This is a genomic window from Nitrincola salilacus (assembly GCF_046271865.1).
GTDB lineage: Bacteria > Pseudomonadota > Gammaproteobacteria > Pseudomonadales > Balneatricaceae > Nitrincola > Nitrincola salilacus.
On the sequence record NZ_CP176580.1, the window covers coordinates 3566609 to 3585511 of the forward strand.

The following is an 18903-nucleotide window of genomic DNA, read 5'->3' on the forward strand; positions in this document are numbered from 1 at the left end:
GTGTAATTGACATCCAGATCTCCGCATGTACCCAAAATAATACTGACATAAATTATCTGGAAAGCACTGTAAATAGTGAGCTACAATAGATTCACATTAATATTTATTGTCTGAATTAGAGTGACCATGTCTGTTGCAATGAAAGTGGCATACCGGATTAACCGCATGAAGCGCGGCGTTCCCTTCTCCATCACAGGGTTTTATTCCTTGGGGAGCCGCGCGTCCGTGCAAAAAGCGATCAGTCGCTTGGCGCTGGAAGGCGTTGTTGAGCGGGTATCCAAAGGTTTCTACGTTCGCCCAAAACCCTTGCCGAGTATGCCTTCAATCAAAACGACAGCCAGTGCTGAACAAGTCGCCAAGGCTTGGGCCAAAGAGCACGGCTATAAGCTGGTGAGTCAAGGTCAGGAAGCAGCTTACCGATTGGGGTTGCAAACGCAGGCGCCCATGAAAACAGTTTATTGGAGCAATGGGCCGTCAAGGGAGTTCCGGATTGGCAATCAAGTTGTTGAAGTCCGCCATATCAGTGACCAAAAGCTGCGCTGGGAAAAAGAGCCGGCAGGAGCTTTGTTGCGTGGACTTCTGGTGACCCCGCCTGAATCAGTAGAAGTTTCGGGCCTGAAAAAAGCCGTCCAGCGATTGTCACTGACGCCTGCAGAAATCAAAGCGGTTGTAAAAAAACTCAGCTCTCTCCCTCTTCTGAATGCCTGGCAAAGCAAGTTGGAGCAGTTGGAGCAGTTGGAGCAGACTGCCTGATGTATATATTCGATTATTATCGAGCCCCTGAGAAACGTGAGGAGCTAAAACAGATACTGCTGATCGGTGCTCAGAAGCACCCAGATGGTCTGCCGGATTTTTTCCTGGAAAAAGACCTGTGGGTGACCGAAATCCTACGCTTACTCTATGACGAACAGCTTTTGGGGGATTACGCCGTCGCTTTTAAAGGTGGTACTGCGCTCAGCAAGTGTTGGAAGGCTATTGATCGATTCTCCGAAGATATTGACCTCTCTATTCACTGGGCAGACTTAGCCGAAGTAGAAGAAGAGTCGGCTGCATGGGCGCAATCAATAAGAAACCCAAGTCAGCAGAAAAAATTTCGTGAACGTCAAACCGCTCGCTTGACAGAATGGTCCTGCCAGCTTGTAGAGAAGCTCAATCAGCGCTTTGCAGAATATGGTATTGAAGAATTAAGCGCTAAGCTTGAAGTCGGCTCACATGGTGAAAAGATCAACATTCAGTTTCCGAGAGTGACCGAGAGCGAAAACCATTACCACCTGGATTATGTGCTGCTGGAGTTTGGTGGTCGGAATCGAGGGCAGCCTACGGTAGCTCATAAGATCGGCAGCTATATGGCAGACATTCCTGAGTTGCAGGATGCCTTTGACTTGCCAACGGCCACCGTTCAGGCGTACGACCCTGCGTATATCATATGGGAAAAACTGACAGCACTTCATCAGTACTCGACTATGGAAAAAGAACCCAATAAACATCGTTTAGCCAGACATTGGTATGATGTCGATTGCATGCTGGAGAAAGACATCAATGATCCTTTCTCGGCAAAACAGGCACGAGATGATGTGGTTGAAATGAAGAAGCAGCGCTGGGCTGAAAAAGGTGTTGATTATGAGTTAGCATTGCGAGGTCAACTGAAGCTCATTCCTGACGGTGAACGTTTGGCTGGTATAGCGGATGATCACAGGGATGCAATTCAGGGACGCATGTTCTTTACTCATCAACACCCTGACGACTTTGACCAGATTATCAGTCGGTTAACCCTCGCACAGAATAATATCAATAAAGCAATTTTGACTGATTGGATTACAAACAATGCTCACTGGGCGTATTCTGGCGCCTGGATGCAAGCCGTGCTGGTGTTAGAGAAGAAAAAAATCCGCTCTGAAATGACGTTAATTGAAAATCCACAGAGAGCAATCGATCACTTGGTTAATGTTATTCTGAGTACAAATCCTTCTGCATAACGCAGATTTTCTTGAAATTGAAAACCCGGGGAAGAAAAAACAGGTCCACTGTTTTCGTTACCCGGTAACCTCGCTGTGTATACAGCGCCAGTGCAGCCGTGTTTGCCACCGACACATCCAGACGCAACCCAGGTGAGCCAGCCTCTATCGCAATTTGCTCTGCTGCCTCAAGCATAGCCAGAGCTACCCCTTTACGTCGCCAACGGGGCATCACTTTCAGTCCGTAGATGTAAAAGGAGAAAGTGGATTGCGCCAGCTCCACCAGATAGAAAATCAAAAAACGCCAAAGTGCCGAAGCAATCCCGAATGTCTTTTTGAATGCAGCAAAATCCGGGCGGTAGGGCCCCCGATTTTTCATTTTACAGGCCAGAAAACCCACCACCTCCTGATCAACACAGGCAATGACAACCTTGCTCCAGTCGATCGACTGATGAAACAGCTGATAACGCTGCTCAGCATCGCCCAGCACAAAGCTCATGGAGCCCCTGCCGGTTGCAACGATATGCAGCATGTCGGGGGTCAGCTGTGCTTGATTCGGAGCCACCATAATCTCAATGGGACTGTTTATTTTCTTTGCCATTCGAACAGATAAATCCATAGGCTGATGATTACTTACGACGTCGAATCATGCGATAAAGGTATGTCTTCACTGAAGACCCGGAGGCTTGCTCTCTCTGGCGGGTGAGAAGTGTCACGGCCGATTCTGCATCAATCACATCCCCGGAATCAGGGTCCACATAGGTGGGATACAGAATCAAGGTTGCCACCACCAGTTGATCAAGTGTCAAGGTTCTGCTCCGACGATGACAGTTCATATGATCTCGGGTCAGGCCCCAGCCTGCATAAAAAGGCAAACCATAGGTCGTGACGGGTATCCCTCTCAGCAACGCCTCAAAGCCGGTCAGAGAGGTCAGGGTATGCACTTCATCCACCTGCGCCAGCAGGTCAGGCATCGCGAGATCACGCACTTCCAGATCGCACAGCGTGTCGAGAGGCTGGCCGACAATTTCACCCACACGACCACCACCCACGACATCCGGGTGTGGCTTATAGATAATAAACGCATCGGGATTGGCTGTGCGAACGGCCTGAAGCAATTCAACATTACGCTTCAGTTGAGGTGATCCCATCCGGATCGAGGCGTCTGTTTCCACCTGACCCGGCACCAACAGAACGGGTCGGCCCGATGGCAAATTCAACCTGCCGGATCGCCCCACATTGTATTTGGATAATCCCGCATCCACCAACCTTTGACGCAACTCGGCTCCGCTCTTCAGCAACACCTCATCAAACTCATGATGATTAAGCAGGTGCTCAAGATCACTGCTGCGAGTGGCATCGTAATAGATCCCCCGCGTATCCAACACCAAAGACAGCGGCGGCACCAGATCAACGCCGAGGCCCACAGATCGAATAAAACCATCCTCCATACGCCACAAGTGGGCTCCCGATGCCCGAACTGCCTGTTCAAGATCAGCGCCCACTTGGCTGGACCAGGCCAGCACACAATCCTCAGGCTTCAATCGCTTCAACACGGCACCACTCAACCGCTGGGAGAAGGTCAGCGTCGAACGCTCACCGAGAAAATGGGGTAGAAAACGCTTTTTATAACCGGAAAAACCCAGTGCAAACCAGCGCCCTGCCGTCTTGTCATTATGCTCTTTCTGCTGAGCCAGAAGCCGTATTGTCTGCTCCAGCTCGCAACGCTCACCGGTATAAGGGTTTACATAACGCGAATACTCGATATACGCCGCATAAAAAACCTGTGCCAATGAGCGCTTCACCTGCCGACGTGGCAGAATCAACTTGTCCTGAGTCAGCCCCCAACCACTGTAAAAAGGCGCGCCGTAACAGATCACCTCTTTACCGGCCAACAGCGCCTCAAAGCCCAGTTGACTGGTGACCACATACACGCGGGAGACAGCATCAAGTAACGACCAGGGGCAGATATCATCACTCAGTAACGTGCAGCGTAACGATCTGGCCAGCGCCAGCAGATGCCCCTGCTTTTTTCCGGCAATCACATCGGGATGGATCTTGACCAGAACCTCTGCCTCGGGATTATCCCGCACGGCATCACGCAGCATCTGTTCAAAATGGGCCGCGCTGGCCATTCCAAACGCGATGGACGCATCTCCCGCCGTCTGATCCACCACCAGCACACGTGCAGTGCCGACGGGTTTAAGCACCACTTCTGGCGCATGATTATACTTGCTCAAGCGATACTGGCGCAGCAGTGCCATCGCCTGCTCGGCCCGCTGTAGCTGCCCCTCGCTAAACGAGGAGCTATACTCTGCAGCCTGAATCAGGGATTCCAGATCCGACGGGCGCGTTGCATCATAATAGACACCGCTGTAATCCGCGATCAGGCTATGTGCCGCCCCGCCACTGACACCCGGCAACAACGAACGCAGAAATCCATCTTCCAGGCTGATGTAGTTCAAACCACAGCGCTGGGCGTAGTCTCGCGCTTTGTCTGCTGAAGACTTCAACCCCCAGCCAGCGATATGTGTCACATCCTTGCGCGCCCGAGAGTTCATCGACACCACCCGACAGCCCAGCAAGGCTTCCAGATGCTTTCGTCTGACCAGGCTGCGAACAAACACACCCACCACAGGTTCAGTCACTGTCATAACCACTCAATCACAGTCCTGCCCGCGCATTGGCCAGCAACCTCTGACAAGCGGCATCATCATTCATCAACCTGATAATGGCGTCTATCCACTCATGGGTGTTCATCGGCAGGAGCAAGCCGTTCATCTCGTGCGTCACCAAAGAGGCAAAAACCGGGTCCTTTGCATACACGCCCACGGCACCGGTTGCCGTAATGTCAAAAAACTTGGTTGGCGAGCGTGCCGCATTGAATCTGCCCGGTAACAGCGGCGCCAGCCCTACCCGTCGGCCCGGTTGTTGCAGCAGTACCTGATAGGCTGGCCACTTCATGGGGTGCAGCACACGCACCTGATGGCACTTTGCAAACAACTTGCGTGCCGTCTTGCCACCAATCAACTCGAAGGTCAGGTCCGGTTGTTCCTGCAGCACGCCAGTCACCACCGGCACCAGCCACTCAAGCTCTGCCGCGTGGGAGGCGCTACCATGATAGAAAAAGGTTTTTGCACTCGATGTAATGCCATGATGCGGATAGCGCGGCGGTAATACACTAGGCTGCCACTCCCTGTACTTATCAGCCAGCCAAGCAGTGGATACCCATAATTGCGCACCGACCTTGTGTAACCACTGCCGGTGGCGCTGAGCCAGAGACCAGAGTTTCCATCGGTAGCGCAAAGGTAAGGCGGCATGCACTTGTCGATCCAGCAGATCATCATCCATGAAGTAGACCACAGAGGAGATCACCGACCGATTCTGCTGAACCCACTCCTTCCATAAAGACGGTATATAACGAACAAATACCACCTGTACCGAAGCACCGACCAGCGCCGGCAACTGATCAAAGTTGAAGCGTTCAACCGGGCACCCTGCATCACGCAGATAAGGCAATACAAAGAAATCCGTGGATGGATTACTGCCCTCCTCAACCAGATACACTTGCTCATGCGGCTGCACAGCGACTACTCCCAGGGTTTTTCGACGGCTGGCGCCTGATTCAGCGTAAAGTCCGCTCTTTTATAATTCAGGTTCGGATTATAAAAAGGGTCATGCTGCATCACATGCCGCCAGCGCTTGCGCATATAGTCTGCTTCGCTTTTCGCGCGGGCTTTTTTCTCGGGATTATCATCCTTGCCACGCGAGACAGACTCATGATGATACAGCTCGGCATAGGGAGTAAATACAACGCGAAAACCTGCCTCACGCACACGCAAGCAATAGTCGACATCATTGAACGCTACAGCCAGATTAGCCGCATCCAACCCGCTCAGCTTCTGATACAGTGATTTTGGTGTCAGCATACAGGCAGCAGTCACAGCAGAGAGATCCTGAGCCAGCACAACCCGATCCATATAACCGGTATCACTCTTATCCAGATCACCATACATGTGATCGGCACACCCGCCGGGCCCGACACAATCACCTGCATGCTGGACACGACCATCAGAGAAATAAAGCTTTGCCCCCACCACACCCACACCTGGCTGCAACACCTGGCTGACCATCTCATCCAGCCAGTCTTCGCTGATCACCTCAGTATCGTTGTTCAGCAAACAGATCAGCACTCCCTGAGCGTGCGCTGCGGCAAAGTTATTGATCGCCGAGAAGTTAAAAGGCTGATCATAGTGCAGCACCCGAACCCTTGGATCGGAGGAGGCGCTTTGCATAAAGGCCAGCGTATCCGGATCATCGCTCTGATTATCGATAATCAACACCTCAAAATCCGGATAACCGGTTCTGGATAGCAGACTTTCAATACAGGGCTGAAGATGACTCAACATATTCCGGGTCGGTACCAGAATCGACACCTTCGGCAAGCTGGCTGGCAAGGCATACTGCACACGCAGATAACCCTGCGCTGTTCGCTGCACACTGGCGGCAATACCCTGCAGCGCCAGAGAGTACTCCAGTGCTTCCTGCGACAAACTGGACTCCCGTTCCTCTGACTTATCAGCCAGAGACTCATGGCTTAACTGGTGCCATAGAATAGCCGGGATATGCACAATGGCAGATGGCTCAATACCAGCGGTCGCCTGCAGCATCAGTGAATAGGGGCTCATCATCTGAGCGCTATTTCTGGCAATACTCATAAGCCTTTCTGCCTTCAGCGCAAAGACACTCCCCGTATATCCCGCGGTTCTGGCAAGCTCGATTGACCAGTCTGGCTTGAAGCAGGGATCAACCCGCTCGCGCTCAGCCGTGTGGTGATCATGATCCGAGTAGATAAAACTGGCATCCTTACGGCGTCGAATCATAGCACTGAACCAGAAAAGTGCATGAGGTGCCAGCACCTTGCCTGCCGGTACCCAGAGCACCCAGTCGGATGCGGCAAACTGCAATTCCCCGCATGCCAGAGCCCTGTTCGGGCCCAGCACCTCCACCTCTGGCCAGCAATACGGCTGCAACTGCGCTGCCTGATCATCATTAACTTGCAGAAGAACCCGAACCGGCTTCATGATCTGGGCTTTGATCGAATAGAGTGACTCCACGACATCCGATAGTTTTGTCGCGGCTGTGGCGTCCAGCAATATAACAGGCTGCGCTGAGTACAGGCGACGGGCTCGCGACGCAATTGCTCGCTTATCCTGAGCGGTCAGCGTATCAAACCGGATAACCCAATCGGAGTAGGATATCTGAGGAGAATAACCACGGAACATCCCCACTGATTCATACGCACGCGGCAGATTCAGCAATGGCGTATACCAGAAGAGGTTTGCTCTTGAACGCTGAACCGGTGGAATCTTTCTTAAGGACGGCAACACCCGCTTCCACATCAGATAGGTGCGCTCAGCAATATTGACGCGCCGGATCGTGAAATGAGTCAACTCATACTCCCCGGCACCCAGCAGCGGAACCAACTCCAGACGCGTGACACCGGCAGGAAGCTTCACCAACTCAAAAATTGTGCCCTTATAGGTGACCGGCAGATTGATTCTGTGGCTCTGATTGCCGGTATGAGCAAGAACAGATGCTGATAGCTGCCGCCCTTTTCGCCGAAGATGCCCACGCAGCAACACCCACCCTTCACGCAGCAGGTGCGACTCTTCACTCAACAGAACCCGGTCCAGCTCCGAAAAATCGATAGTGCTATTCAAACTAGCCAATTTCCAAACAACCTATACCTGAATCAGAGAGTAGTGGAAAACACACTATTTCAATCCCCTGGACACTTTCTCTTTCAGTGATTCAAAAATAGATTTAGATGCACTGCTATTGGTCACTTTGATGAACGGAATCCTGTCACCTTTCGACACGATGCCCACCTCGACCCCCTGCAAAAAATCATCAAAGTCGATACGTGTGCTGAAGCCGCAGCGGAGTCCCGCATACCCGGGTGGCGCATCACCTCCATAGACATGGTTCAGCGCATCTTTACGGCCAACGGTAAAGGGAGACACCTTGATCTCTGCCGCTGTCTTGATATACAGCTGAAGAGGCTCAGGTTCCTGTGCAAAAGTATCAATCACCCAGCCAGAGATTCCCAGCGCCTGCCCCTGTATCGGGCTGTTTCCCTTCAAGGGTGAGTCAAAGTGCCATTTAAAGCGTTTTCTGTAGTGGCTTTCCAGACAGCTGGTTACATCCACCGTCCATTTCGGATTGCAGAATCGCTGCTCAAGTGCCAATTGATAACTGTCGGCACGCTCACGTGCACCCTGAGCCGACGACATGGATTTTTCCACATGCCAGGACAGAATCACCGGTATATAGCCCGCTTTTTCAATACACCTTATCAACTCATCCTGATACTTTTCAGGTACAAACGAATCCACTGCAAAATCGCGTTCACCAGCCAAAGTGATCCAGAGATGCACCAGCTCATCGATTAAACCATTGGCATATACCCGCTCGGTTGTCTTATCGATTGTGCCGGTCGTGAAGTTCTCGCTGATCGTTTCTCGCAGCAAGTCCGACACCTCATGCGCGCCATTCGCAACCTGCTGAAACACACCATCACCAGACACCACATGAACATCAGCCCGACCAAACAACTGACGCCCTATCGTGGATTTTCCAGTACCGGGGGTGCCCATCAACAGATAGGCAAAGGGGCGCATATGTTTGATATGCACCACATATCGCTGCACCGGATCGCCCTGCTGTTTTACGCTGTGACCTATGATTTTCCAGGCGTAATCCTGCAGAATCTCGCCCAGTTTCGAGCGCGAGGGGAAGTAGCACTGATCGATGGATCGGTCCACCAGCACCCACTCACTCTCATTAGATGAAGCAATACCCACCTCAAGGACAAAAGTGCCACCCGGTGCCAGTCGACCCATCAAACGGTGAATCAGTTCGGCTTGATCCTCTGCATAATGCAGTGCCGATGCCAGCAGGATCAGATCGAACTCATCCTCTGGCAAGCTATCCCACGACTGATTCAAGAACCGGCATTCAGGAAAGCGCACCGATGCCCGTTCAATCGCCTCTTTCGAGCGATCCATCCCGACCACACTGGATGCCCCGGCAAAGTGAGCATAGCCACAGAAATAGCCCTCATTACAGCCGACATCCAACACCTTTCTTCCGGTAAGATCCGGCAAGCGAAACGCGATCAGCTTGTCATGTGACTCAGAGCCACCCTTCATACCGGGAAATGATTGATACTGCATACTTGCGTGTACACCTTCAGTAAATAATGACTCGACACACTCAGGGAGCAGGCTTACGCCCTTCTGCTTCCCCAACCCGAATAAAGTGCAACAGCGGATTCATGCCACTGTTGATAACATCCGGATAGCGTTTCACGTAATAAGCAGAATCAAAGCCAGGACCGGGATTACGGCCCTCAAAGCCACCAAACTTCAAAAAATGCAACGCAGGATTCGCCGAAAAATCAGGGTTGGCGGCAATATCGGGATACTCTTGCAGATACCACTTTGCATCAAACCAGCCGGAGTCAAGCAACTCCGCTGCTGTTTTCTGCAACTGAACACGCTGTCTGTGCCCCGAAGAGAACAGGGATAGAAGCTTGTTAGAGCCGCGCCCCTTCACCTGAGTCTTCTGACTATCGAGGTCTACAGGGTTGTCAGAAACGCGCTGGCCCTCCATATCCGCTATCGTATTCTTGAGCGCACGATTTTCATGACGAAACCGTTCAAGCTCCTCCTGCACAAAATGCAGATGCTGTACCAGGCGCTCATTTTCATTCACCAGCTGTTTCATGCGCTCTTCATCATTATCAGGTTGCATCACTGTACCTTATCACCTAGCCAACCTCTGCATATTTATAGGTATTGTCCTTGCGTTCACCATACTTGTGAATCGTTTTACCCTGCGCAACACATACAATACTGAAAAAACGCTCCAGCGCATGCGCCAGCGTTCCATCCACCTGCCCGGATTCCGGCTCAAAATCCTCAGCACCCAGGCCCAGTTGCAATACCTGGCTCAGCATATCCACCCGTGCCATAAACATGGTGCCGGCAACAAATTCGTAATCATCCACCTCCTGCAACTCAATACCCAGCCTGTCGCAGAGAGTGGTCACATGCTGGCTGTTTGAGCCCCAGTAGCTGGACAGCGGCACCACATGATCCGCCGGCGAAATCAAACCGACAGACGGGTCCAGCACAAACAGACTGCGGGCTTTCAGATAGAAGCCCCTCGACAGCAGCGCACGATACAGATCCTGTCGCCACTGCTCGCCATCCACCCGATGAGGGGATTTCTTGGTATGCACCTTCAACAGCAAATGGCAGCCATCCTCGATCACACGCGGCAGAAGCTGCAAGAACGGCAGCACATCTCGGCCTTTGTTCTCATGTATTTCCAGATGCAGATCGTGAGCATAAGCATTGAAAATCTCCCGCACACGCTGCTCTTTATCCTGCGCTGTCGTGACATAGAACTTCACACCCTGCGTGGGCAACCACTCCAGGCTGCTCATGATCTCCTCCAGCACATCAGGATAGAAAGCATGAATCACGATGCCCACTTTCAATTCCTGTGCCTGTTGTGTGAGCCTGTGCGCATCACTGACACTCTTCAGCCAGGCATAGCCATAGCGCTGATCCGGCTCCAGGTGCGCACCCTCGGCCCACTCATTCCAGGCATTGACAAACACCAGGCGCTCATCAGGATTCGGTTGCTGCAACAGCGTATGCGAAAAGGCATTTACAAGCAGTTGTGTAAACAACCTGGGGCAACTGTTGTGGAAGATCGTGCTCCGGTCTTTTTTACGTGCGGTATTATCCCATGAGGGCGTTGCGCCTCTGAAGAGCTTATAGCCCTCCTCTGTGTAAGCATCACTTCTTTCCAGAAAAATCCGCCAGTCGTATACCGTGCTGGATGAATCCGGATCATGCTTCTCCACCTGATCCGTAATATCGGGCGGCACACTGTTATTCGGTGGAAACTCAATCGCCGCATCGAATCCATAAATAACCGGATCCGCACACTCAAACGATTGCGGATAGGCCAGGTAGATCTCGCCGATGCCGTTATCACGACACCAGTCTCGCCAGCGCGTGGCGGTCTCTTTCATCGACGGGAAAAGATTGGGGCGATAGATCAGCAACAGCGGCTTGCCATCAATGCGGATGTAACGTTCATCCTGCAAGTAACGGGCAATATTCTGGATAAACGCGATATCGTCTTCGTCAGAGTAGTGTTGCACCATCAGTAGATCATGATCCAGACCATCCCAGCGCCGACTCCAGTTCTCGTTGGCCCAACAGACACAAAAGGGGAAATCCAGCGATTTGTCTGCCAGCATATTATCCAGCGGCTGCTCCAGCAGGCGCTCGCCCGAAAACCAGTAAAGATAGTAGCAGAAACCCTCTATGCCATAATGGCGCGCCAGCTCTATCTGCTTAGCCTGTGCCTCACGATCCAGCAGATTGTAATAACCGATATCCTCATGCGGAACATGCGGCTGGTAGTGGCCGGCAAACTGCGATCTGGCGGGCTCAACATTGGTCCACTCGGTAAACCCCTTGCCCCACCACTCATCGTTCTCGGGGATCGCATGGAACTGCGGCAGATAGAAACAGATCACCTTAACCGGGGTATTCCGCTCAACTCGGTCGGACTCGGCATAAGGGATATACTCAACCTCTGCCACCGTATAGCGCGATTGATAAGGGCCAGACGGGAAAGGCACAGGTTCCCGCCCCTCTTTATGCCCGCTGCACACATAGTGGATCAGCGGGTGTACGCCTGCCTCGGCGACATCCGGATACTGCTTTAAATAGTGCAGCGTGTCGAAATGCTCCGACGGGTTCAAACCCATCTCCACACCAACGCTGAGATAGTGCGCCAAGGGATTCTCCTCGACACCCTCAACATCGGCGTTATGCTCCCGATAGTAAGACAGATCAAACAGGCCAGACTCAATGATGCGGCCATAACTGTAGGTATCCAGCCACTCAGGTCTTTGCAACAATGCGGCATCCAGGCGGATGCGTTGCTGCTCACGCAATGCGGTTTTTATCCGGGTCAGAATGATCGCGTCACTGGCCTGTATGCCCTGCCTGTCGTAGCAGAGCCTGATATTCAGCTCCAGCACAGGCAGCAAGGTCTCATCGTCACCGATGGCATCAACATAGTATTTGATCGCGTCTTCATAATTACCCTGAGCAAAGGCATCATTACCTTTGCCGAGGGCTGAGCCCTGCGCATAGTCCCGCCCCAGACGCCCCAACGAGATACCTACCGACAGATAGTGATGCTCGGGCGACAATCCTGAGTGAGCCACATCAGGGTAGTTCTGCTCATACCACTGGGCATCAAACAACACTTCATTCAGCAGGTTTTGCCGACTCAACATTTACACACTCGCATAACATCCTTTTGCAAAAAAACAGGTTGTGGGCTACACCCGCTGCACCAACTCTGGCAAGGCCCCCAGTTATAGCAGATAACCGATCGGGCATAAAAAACCATCCCTACGGGTGCATGATCGACCCGGTTGCGTGTTGGGTTAACCAGTGTTGTTCATTTTGATTCAATGCCCCATAAACATCCGAATTGATCACTTGCCAAGAAACAAGAGTTTCACTGACTTGATATTTCTCCGATAACTGTTTCACAGATTTTTCTACAGAGGTTCCGCTCTTCACCTGTTGAGCAGCAATATGCCGAGGTAACAGAAACTCAGCTGCAAAAGCTCTGGCTCTTTTCTCAAGTCTTTCCGGTGTATGACCATTCAACACTTCTGCAACCGGCAACGTGTCTGCTCTATCGAGTAGCAGATGACAGATCTCATGGGCCAGCGTTGAATTTTCACCAAATAAGTGCGCTGCCGTACTCTGGTCAGATTTATTAATGAGAATTGCGGGGCCATGCTTTGGCCCCCAGCAGGCCAAAGCGTCCAGTTTTGAATTTTCCAGTTCGAAAGATTCAACCCTCACCTTCCACGTGCTTAACAACGTTGCAGGCATGGCAGGTTGATTGTCTGCCAGTTTCAACTTCCTTCGTAGCCATCCTGCTACCCAATAACCTTGGTCGTGGGGTTTTCCCTGTGGCTGAAATTCATGCCTCAGCTCGTTAGCAAGCTGATCAAGCTCATCGGTGCTTTGCTGAGTCAGTTGACGGCATAAGGTCAATAAGTATTTTTGCTGCGTCAACGACAAACTACCATTAGTCATCCGTGCAGCAGCCATAAGCTCTGTTTCTATGTACCCAGCAGTGCTGTCATATTCCCAGAAATTTTCATCCTGTGCTTGCAATGCCTGCTGACTGGATAAGCTTAATCCCGTCAATAAGCTCAAGGCATTTTGTTGCAGCAGATCTTCTTTATTTGTCCAGTTACTGATTGCGAGCTCAGCGCGATTATGTTCAGTACCTGCCAGCAGCTCCACAATGCCATCACCTATGGCTTGCAAGTCCTGCACTGCGCGTTGCAGTGGTAAATAATGAGTTCTCTGGTTTTCAGCCGTCAGCACTTCCATGACAAGGCCTGTCCGCATCAGAAATACTGCTGGAAAGTATATGCCTTTGAACGCTGTTGCTGTGTCATGCCTTTCGATGAATCTGATGGCTTGTGCTTCCTCTTCTTCTACACGCTCCTCTGGCATGTTTTCCCAGCGCTGTTCAAGATCACGCATCAGCGTGACGATGCTGTTGGTTTGCATTTGAAAAGGAAAGGTCTGTTCACAAAGAATATATGCCCAGTTTTTTGCCAGCCATTCGAGTAGGTCTATCCAGGTCCACTCTACTGGCACACCGTCTTCTGCAGAAAATACGGGAGCACCGGCTACATAAACCGTGCCATAGCCCCAAGCCAGCCCCGCACTCCGTTTTTTCTTACCGGAATGCTGAAACAGAAGCTCAATCCCTTCACTGCTGCCTAACCGTATTGTTTCAGCCATTTTTCATATTCTTCACTGTAGCCAGTATGTTGAGCCATGCTCTCCAACTTATTTTTCACACTTCTGGGCAATCCCGGGCGCCCCGGAAGATCGCCCCTCCATGGGTATCCATGCCAAGACACTCCAGGTGTTGTTGGTACGGCTTCGTAAATAACCCCTCGATACAAAGTGTATATCTTGCCTGGATAGCTGTCTTCTGGATCATTGTAGACTGGAACACCCTTGTTAAGTATTTCAGTGGCAAGCTCTTCAGTGATGCTGCGATGGCATTTTCCTATCGAGCCATTTCGTCCCGGCTGAAAGCCTGCTTCATCCTGCTTCCAGCGATGCTTATGCCGTCCTTCACCACGTTCAAAATTCCAATTCATTGAAATGGTTATCTCCTTACTCCTTGGATCAACATTTACACACTCGCATAACATCCTTTTTGCAAAAAAACAGGTCGGGTGGCTACATCAGCCTGGCGCAGAGTTTTTCCCAGGCCTGGGCGTACACCTGCTCACCGAAAACAGTCACTGCGCGTTGCCGACCGGCCTGCCCCAGACGACGACACAGAGCAGGGTCGCGTGCCAGCTCAAGCAAACGCTCAGCAACCGCTTGCACATCCATAAAGGGGACGAGATAGCCGGTTTCATCCTGCTGCACCAGCTCTGGCAAGGCCCCCCAGTTATAACAGATAACCGGTCGGGCGGCGGCCATCGCTTCAAGCACTGTGCGCCCGAAGGTTTCACGAAACACCGACAGGCTCACCAGCAGGTCTGCCTGCTGCAGGGCTGTTAAGGGTGTTTCGGTATAGCCGGCATAAACCATATTCGTTATGCCCTGCTCAGTGGCCTGCTCAAGCAACTGCCTGAGCAAAGGCGTATCTTCTCCATACAGGTAGAACTCGATGGGCGCCCCTTCCAGGCTGCACAATCGCGCCACCTCATACAGCTCTACTACCCCTTTCTTTTCCGTGTTGCTGCTGATCATCACCACCCGCATCGGTTCACTTACAGGAACACTGACATCGCGTGATGGCTTACTTACAGGCTCGGGCAACATCAGCAGCGGCTGCATGGGCAGCGTATTGTACAGCAGATGGATCGGTTTGCCTTTATCCTGCCAGGGTTCGGCCGTTGCCAGTGAGTTGCAGATCAATTGATCCACATGCTCCATGACAAAAGCAGCCACCTCGGGCTGACCGGCATTCAAAATCTGCTGCAGCGCCGGGTCATACTCCAGCAGCTCACGCACATGCAGCCAGACAGGAAGCCCCAGTTGCTTCGCCGCGATCAGCGGCTCACACAACACCAGCGTATTCACATACACATAGTCGATTGCGTGCTGAGTATAAAACGCCTGCATCTGCCTGATGGTCGCCTCACATGGATCAAACCCCTGCATCCACCAACCATAAGGCTGCACTTTAATCCGACAAGCCAGTGCACAGATCTGGTCAACATAATCACTATTAGCCGCCGATGGCAGCATGACCATCACATTGATATCCAGAGCCGCCAACGCTCGCAGCGTATCCAGCAAACTGCGCTCGGCGCCATACAGCGTCGCTTTGGCCATATGCGCCACCAGCAGCAGGGTCGGCCTACCCGATTTGAACGCCTGCTCACCGGCAAACTCCGGGCAGGGGTCCAACCCCTGTAATCGGCCTTTTTCAATAAAGTGCAGCAGCGGGTGCTCACCCTCTTCCAGGTGCTCAGCATAGGCACGCAGATAACCACTGGTGCTGAACTCAGGCCCAGGGTCCAACCCCTGATCAACACCGCAACTCCAGTAATGCTGGAAAGGATCAACAGGCTCTGCCTCCAACCCCAACACACAACGGGTATACCAGGCTGAGTCAAACAGATCGGAGAGCTGCGCGGTTGTTCGCGGGTCTTGCAGCTCAATCAGCAAGTCTGAAGGGTGTGTCTGGGATTTTGAATTACGCACCTGTGCTTGGGGAGCAGGGAAAAGGCGGCTAGATGCCGTGTCAGAACAATAGAGCGAAGCGGCCTGATCATGCCAACGCCTGAAAGCATCCTCATAATCCTTGCGCAGCCCCATAAACTGAGTGACCAGATGTGTGGCACCGGTCTGAGTCAAGGACTCAGCAGACATGCGCCCAAAAGCCAGAGGGGCATCCGGCAAGGCATGTAGCACACTCTGTGCACCATAAGCCTTGACTATGCGCTGGTGATACTCAGTATCACCACTGACACGCACCCGATCCCAGTACCCCAATTGATCAAAGACCTCTCGCCTGAACATCAGCGATGAGATATTCGGCCTGACCCAGCCAGGCTCCAGATACCAGGTATCAAAATAGAGATCGTCCGTACACCGTGCCCAGGATGACCAGCAGGCTTTGCTGTCAGGATCGTCCAGCAACGCCTGCACCTGACACTCGATTTTTTGCGGATGAGACCAGTCATCACTGTCGTGAACGGTGATAAAATCACCGGTGGCTGCTGCCAGAGCCGTATTCCTTGCCGGATAGGCCCCTTGGTTCACCTCATGGCGCAACAGCACCAGCTCAATATCGGGGCGAGATCCATTCTTAAATGCCTGCATTACCTCCCAGCTGTTATCCTCACTGGCATCATCCACCAGCAGAATTTCAATCCTGGGCCAGGTCTGCGCCAGCAGGCTGTTCAGTGCTGTTGGCAGAGTTGTCGCGGCATTAAATACAGGAACAATCACAGATACTTTTTGTATCTGAGCCAGATGTGCCTGATCAAGGGTTAGCTCATCTAAGGGTATCTGATCTGAATGTTCATCGGTACCCAGATTATCCAGCATCAACATATCGCTGCCGGGCTGAAGACTCAGCGGCAGCAACCCGTGGTGAGCATATACCTGATTCAACAGGCTCAAACGCTGGCTGTCGACAGCACTCAAATGTTCAGACTCGTCCTGACACTCGTATTGGGCACGCACCGCCAGATAGTTGGACTCCGCCAACAGCGTGTCAGCAGCATCAGGAAACAGCCGTTTGAGCGTTGCGAGCCGTTTTTCTGCCTCGTCCAGCTCTGCCAAATGTAACGACGCCTGCAAACGCAACAGAAAAGGCCCGATTCCGGCACTGCCTGCAAGCGGATAGCAGTGCTGTAACACCCCGTCCACAGCGGGCCAATCCTGCTGCCACGCATACCAGCGAGCCAACGCCCAACGGGCGTAGCCAACTTCAATCGAACTTGCCCGCCCCTCACCCACTATCCGCTCAAGGCGAGGCTGCATGGCCGGGGCAAGGCCACGCCACAGATAATATTCTAACCGAGACACTTTGGGGGGGATCACCGGGCGCCCCTCTTCCCAGCCATAGCCTAGGTAGTGGAGCAAAGGATTGATGCCAGCTGCTGCAACGTCTGTATTGGCACTCAGATACAGCTGCCCATCGAACCCGGGGCCAGGATTACGGCCCAGTTTTGAGCCTAACTGAACAAAGTGCTCCCAGGCTGGGTATCCGCTGAGAGCGACATCGGGATACTGCTGTGTATACCACTGTTCATCAAACAATCCAGATGCTATCAGTCTTTGCTGCACTGCCTGATCAAACATCATCCTGAAGCACTTTTATTGCCGCTGGCCAGAGCTTGTCTGGCCAGTTGGCCCAACTCCCGTGCCTGACGCTCCAGCTCACACTGTTGCCGCACCATCTGCTTTATCAGCGCCTTGCGCTCACTCGCCCATTGCTGTTCTTTCTCTGAGCCATGCTGGAGGCACTCTGCCAAAGCCAACTCCATTGCATTTTTTTCTGCATTCGCAACTTCCAACTCGCTGGCCTGCCCTGCCGAAAGGGTCTGCTCATCGTGCAACATAGCGGTCAGAACCGACACTTCCTGAAAGTGCTGCCGTAGCGCATCATCAGATCGATCAAGCCTGAACTGCAGCGCCTCAATCTTAGTGAGCATCGCTTGCCGATACTGCTGCAACTGTTCATTTTCATTCAGCAAATGGCGAATACGCTGCTGCAATTGGCTTGCCTGATCAGCTTCGACACTGGCTTGATCTTTAATCACACTCACATTACACCCGCACCACACTCATCTCGCTCACATAATGCTGGATTGCTGATCAGACTGCATGTAACCTCACGCCTGACTTTCTGACAACCTTCCTGACGGTCTTTCCGAATTAGGATAAATTCAAGGCGCTTTATCTTTTTTTCTACCAGAGATAAAAATATATGCCAATCCAGTTAGTGAACCGCCAGCCAATATAGATCCAGACACCTCATGTCCCGTATAAATTAGAAATACACAGCTAACAATCAGGAGTACAGAGGTTATGAGTGCATAATGCTGTCCTCTTGCATCCTTCCTGACAGCTCCTTCAACCCCGCGAGATTCTAACTGATGCCTATGAGATTGCTCTTTTTCTGCCATCGAAACAATTCGATCAGCAAATCCAGGTTGTACCGATTCATAGTGCTCCAGCATTCTTGGCGGGGGAATAGGCCCAGAATATTCTTGCGCAATTGTTCTAACAACTTCGGTAATTTCACCAGAAGGATCTTCTCTTACTACTTTTTCAGCCAACGCTTCTGCCAGAACATTTTCTGGAAGCTTGGAGAGCAACTCTAAAATCTCTTTTTCATCAGCCTTCTCGAGACTTCCTGACTCAGCTGTATTTTTCATTCGGAGTCGGCCTTATCATTAACTTGATTATAGTAGGCTAACCATAATTGAGCACCGACTTTCTTCCAGTCGCCAGCTATAGATTTGTTAACTGAAACCTTTAACTTAGTATTTTTTAAATAGTCACTAGCCGTAGAGTCTGGGTATATATTAAATGTAAAAAAAGTATCTCTAACTCTTTCTGTAATATCTTTTTCCCGACCAATCTCCAACATATAAATATTAGTCAAGCTTTTATTTAGCAAATCGTAATCTTGAGAGCTCGAAGCTTCATCGCAAATAGTCTCATGAGTTTTTATGTACTCTTTGAGCTTATTTAAGCTTGAACCATCAAGGATGTTTGACTCATGCTTTAGATCTGTTCGATCAGTTTGCATAACCATTTTTTCT

Annotated in this window: 15 protein-coding genes; 2 read left to right on the forward strand and 13 right to left on the reverse strand. The window is 51.6% G+C overall.

The annotated features are described in order from the left end of the window. Positions 1-165 precede the first annotated feature (165 nt). Both ACK3CJ_RS16515 and ACK3CJ_RS16520 read left to right on the forward strand, forming a co-directional pair. On the forward strand, positions 166-753 hold the full coding sequence (locus ACK3CJ_RS16515; RefSeq protein ID WP_409523309.1) for a DUF6088 family protein: 588 nt from the start codon (positions 166-168) through the stop codon (positions 751-753). Then, positions 753-1976 (forward strand): nucleotidyl transferase AbiEii/AbiGii toxin family protein, encoded by a 1224-nt coding sequence (locus tag ACK3CJ_RS16520; RefSeq protein WP_409523310.1) that lies wholly within the window; start codon positions 753-755, stop codon positions 1974-1976. The genes ACK3CJ_RS16515 and ACK3CJ_RS16520 overlap by 1 nt, the downstream gene beginning before the upstream one ends. Here ACK3CJ_RS16520 and ACK3CJ_RS16525 read toward each other — a convergent pair. The 13 genes from ACK3CJ_RS16525 to ACK3CJ_RS16585 all read right to left on the reverse strand — a co-directional run bounded on the left by ACK3CJ_RS16525 (position 1948) and on the right by ACK3CJ_RS16585 (position 18890). Next, positions 1948-2556, reverse strand: coding sequence for a GNAT family N-acetyltransferase (locus ACK3CJ_RS16525; protein WP_409523311.1), 609 nt, complete (start codon positions 2554-2556; stop codon positions 1948-1950). The two genes, ACK3CJ_RS16520 and ACK3CJ_RS16525, sit on opposite strands and share 29 nt — an antisense overlap. A gap of 28 nt (positions 2557-2584) precedes the next feature. Then, positions 2585-4609, reverse strand: coding sequence for a capsular polysaccharide biosynthesis protein (locus tag ACK3CJ_RS16530; RefSeq protein WP_409523312.1), 2025 nt, complete (start codon positions 4607-4609; stop codon positions 2585-2587). 10 nt (positions 4610-4619) lie between these two features. Further along, positions 4620-5540, reverse strand: a complete 921-nt coding sequence (locus tag ACK3CJ_RS16535; protein ID WP_409523313.1) for a glycosyltransferase family 1 protein — start codon at positions 5538-5540, stop codon at positions 4620-4622. Positions 5541-5545: 5 nt separating this feature from the next. Continuing rightward, positions 5546-7687, reverse strand: coding sequence for a glycosyltransferase family 2 protein (locus ACK3CJ_RS16540; protein WP_409523314.1), 2142 nt, complete (start codon positions 7685-7687; stop codon positions 5546-5548). A gap of 45 nt (positions 7688-7732) precedes the next feature. After that, positions 7733-9193, reverse strand: coding sequence for a methyltransferase domain-containing protein (locus ACK3CJ_RS16545; protein WP_409523315.1), 1461 nt, complete (start codon positions 9191-9193; stop codon positions 7733-7735). A gap of 40 nt (positions 9194-9233) precedes the next feature. After that, positions 9234-9773, reverse strand: coding sequence for a hypothetical protein (locus ACK3CJ_RS16550; protein WP_409523316.1), 540 nt, complete (start codon positions 9771-9773; stop codon positions 9234-9236). A gap of 16 nt (positions 9774-9789) precedes the next feature. After that, positions 9790-12351 carry a glycoside hydrolase family 99-like domain-containing protein gene (locus tag ACK3CJ_RS16555; protein WP_409523318.1) on the reverse strand — a complete coding sequence of 854 codons (2562 nt, stop codon included), beginning with the start codon at positions 12349-12351 and terminating at the stop codon, positions 9790-9792. 118 nt (positions 12352-12469) lie between these two features. Next, complete coding sequence (locus ACK3CJ_RS16560) at positions 12470-13894, reverse strand: ImmA/IrrE family metallo-endopeptidase (protein WP_409523319.1); 1425 nt, start codon at positions 13892-13894, stop codon at positions 12470-12472. Beyond that, positions 13873-14262 carry a hypothetical protein gene (locus ACK3CJ_RS16565; RefSeq protein WP_409523320.1) on the reverse strand — a complete coding sequence of 130 codons (390 nt, stop codon included), beginning with the start codon at positions 14260-14262 and terminating at the stop codon, positions 13873-13875. Before ACK3CJ_RS16565 ends, ACK3CJ_RS16560 begins: the two co-directional genes overlap by 22 nt. Positions 14263-14344: 82 nt before the next feature. Beyond that, positions 14345-17437, reverse strand: a complete 3093-nt coding sequence (locus ACK3CJ_RS16570) for a glycosyltransferase (protein WP_409523321.1) — start codon at positions 17435-17437, stop codon at positions 14345-14347. Beyond that, entirely contained in the window at positions 17434-17895 is a 462-nt protein-coding gene (locus ACK3CJ_RS16575; RefSeq protein ID WP_409523322.1) for a hypothetical protein, read from the reverse strand. The genes ACK3CJ_RS16570 and ACK3CJ_RS16575 overlap by 4 nt, the downstream gene beginning before the upstream one ends. A gap of 126 nt (positions 17896-18021) precedes the next feature. Continuing rightward, positions 18022-18513, reverse strand: a complete 492-nt coding sequence (locus ACK3CJ_RS16580) for a DUF2335 domain-containing protein (RefSeq protein ID WP_409523323.1) — start codon at positions 18511-18513, stop codon at positions 18022-18024. Then, the gene (locus ACK3CJ_RS16585; RefSeq protein ID WP_409523324.1) at positions 18510-18890 is read right to left on the reverse strand and encodes a hypothetical protein; all 381 of its coding nucleotides are present in this window, start codon (positions 18888-18890) and stop codon (positions 18510-18512) included. Before ACK3CJ_RS16585 ends, ACK3CJ_RS16580 begins: the two co-directional genes overlap by 4 nt. Positions 18891-18903: the final 13 nt, after the last annotated feature.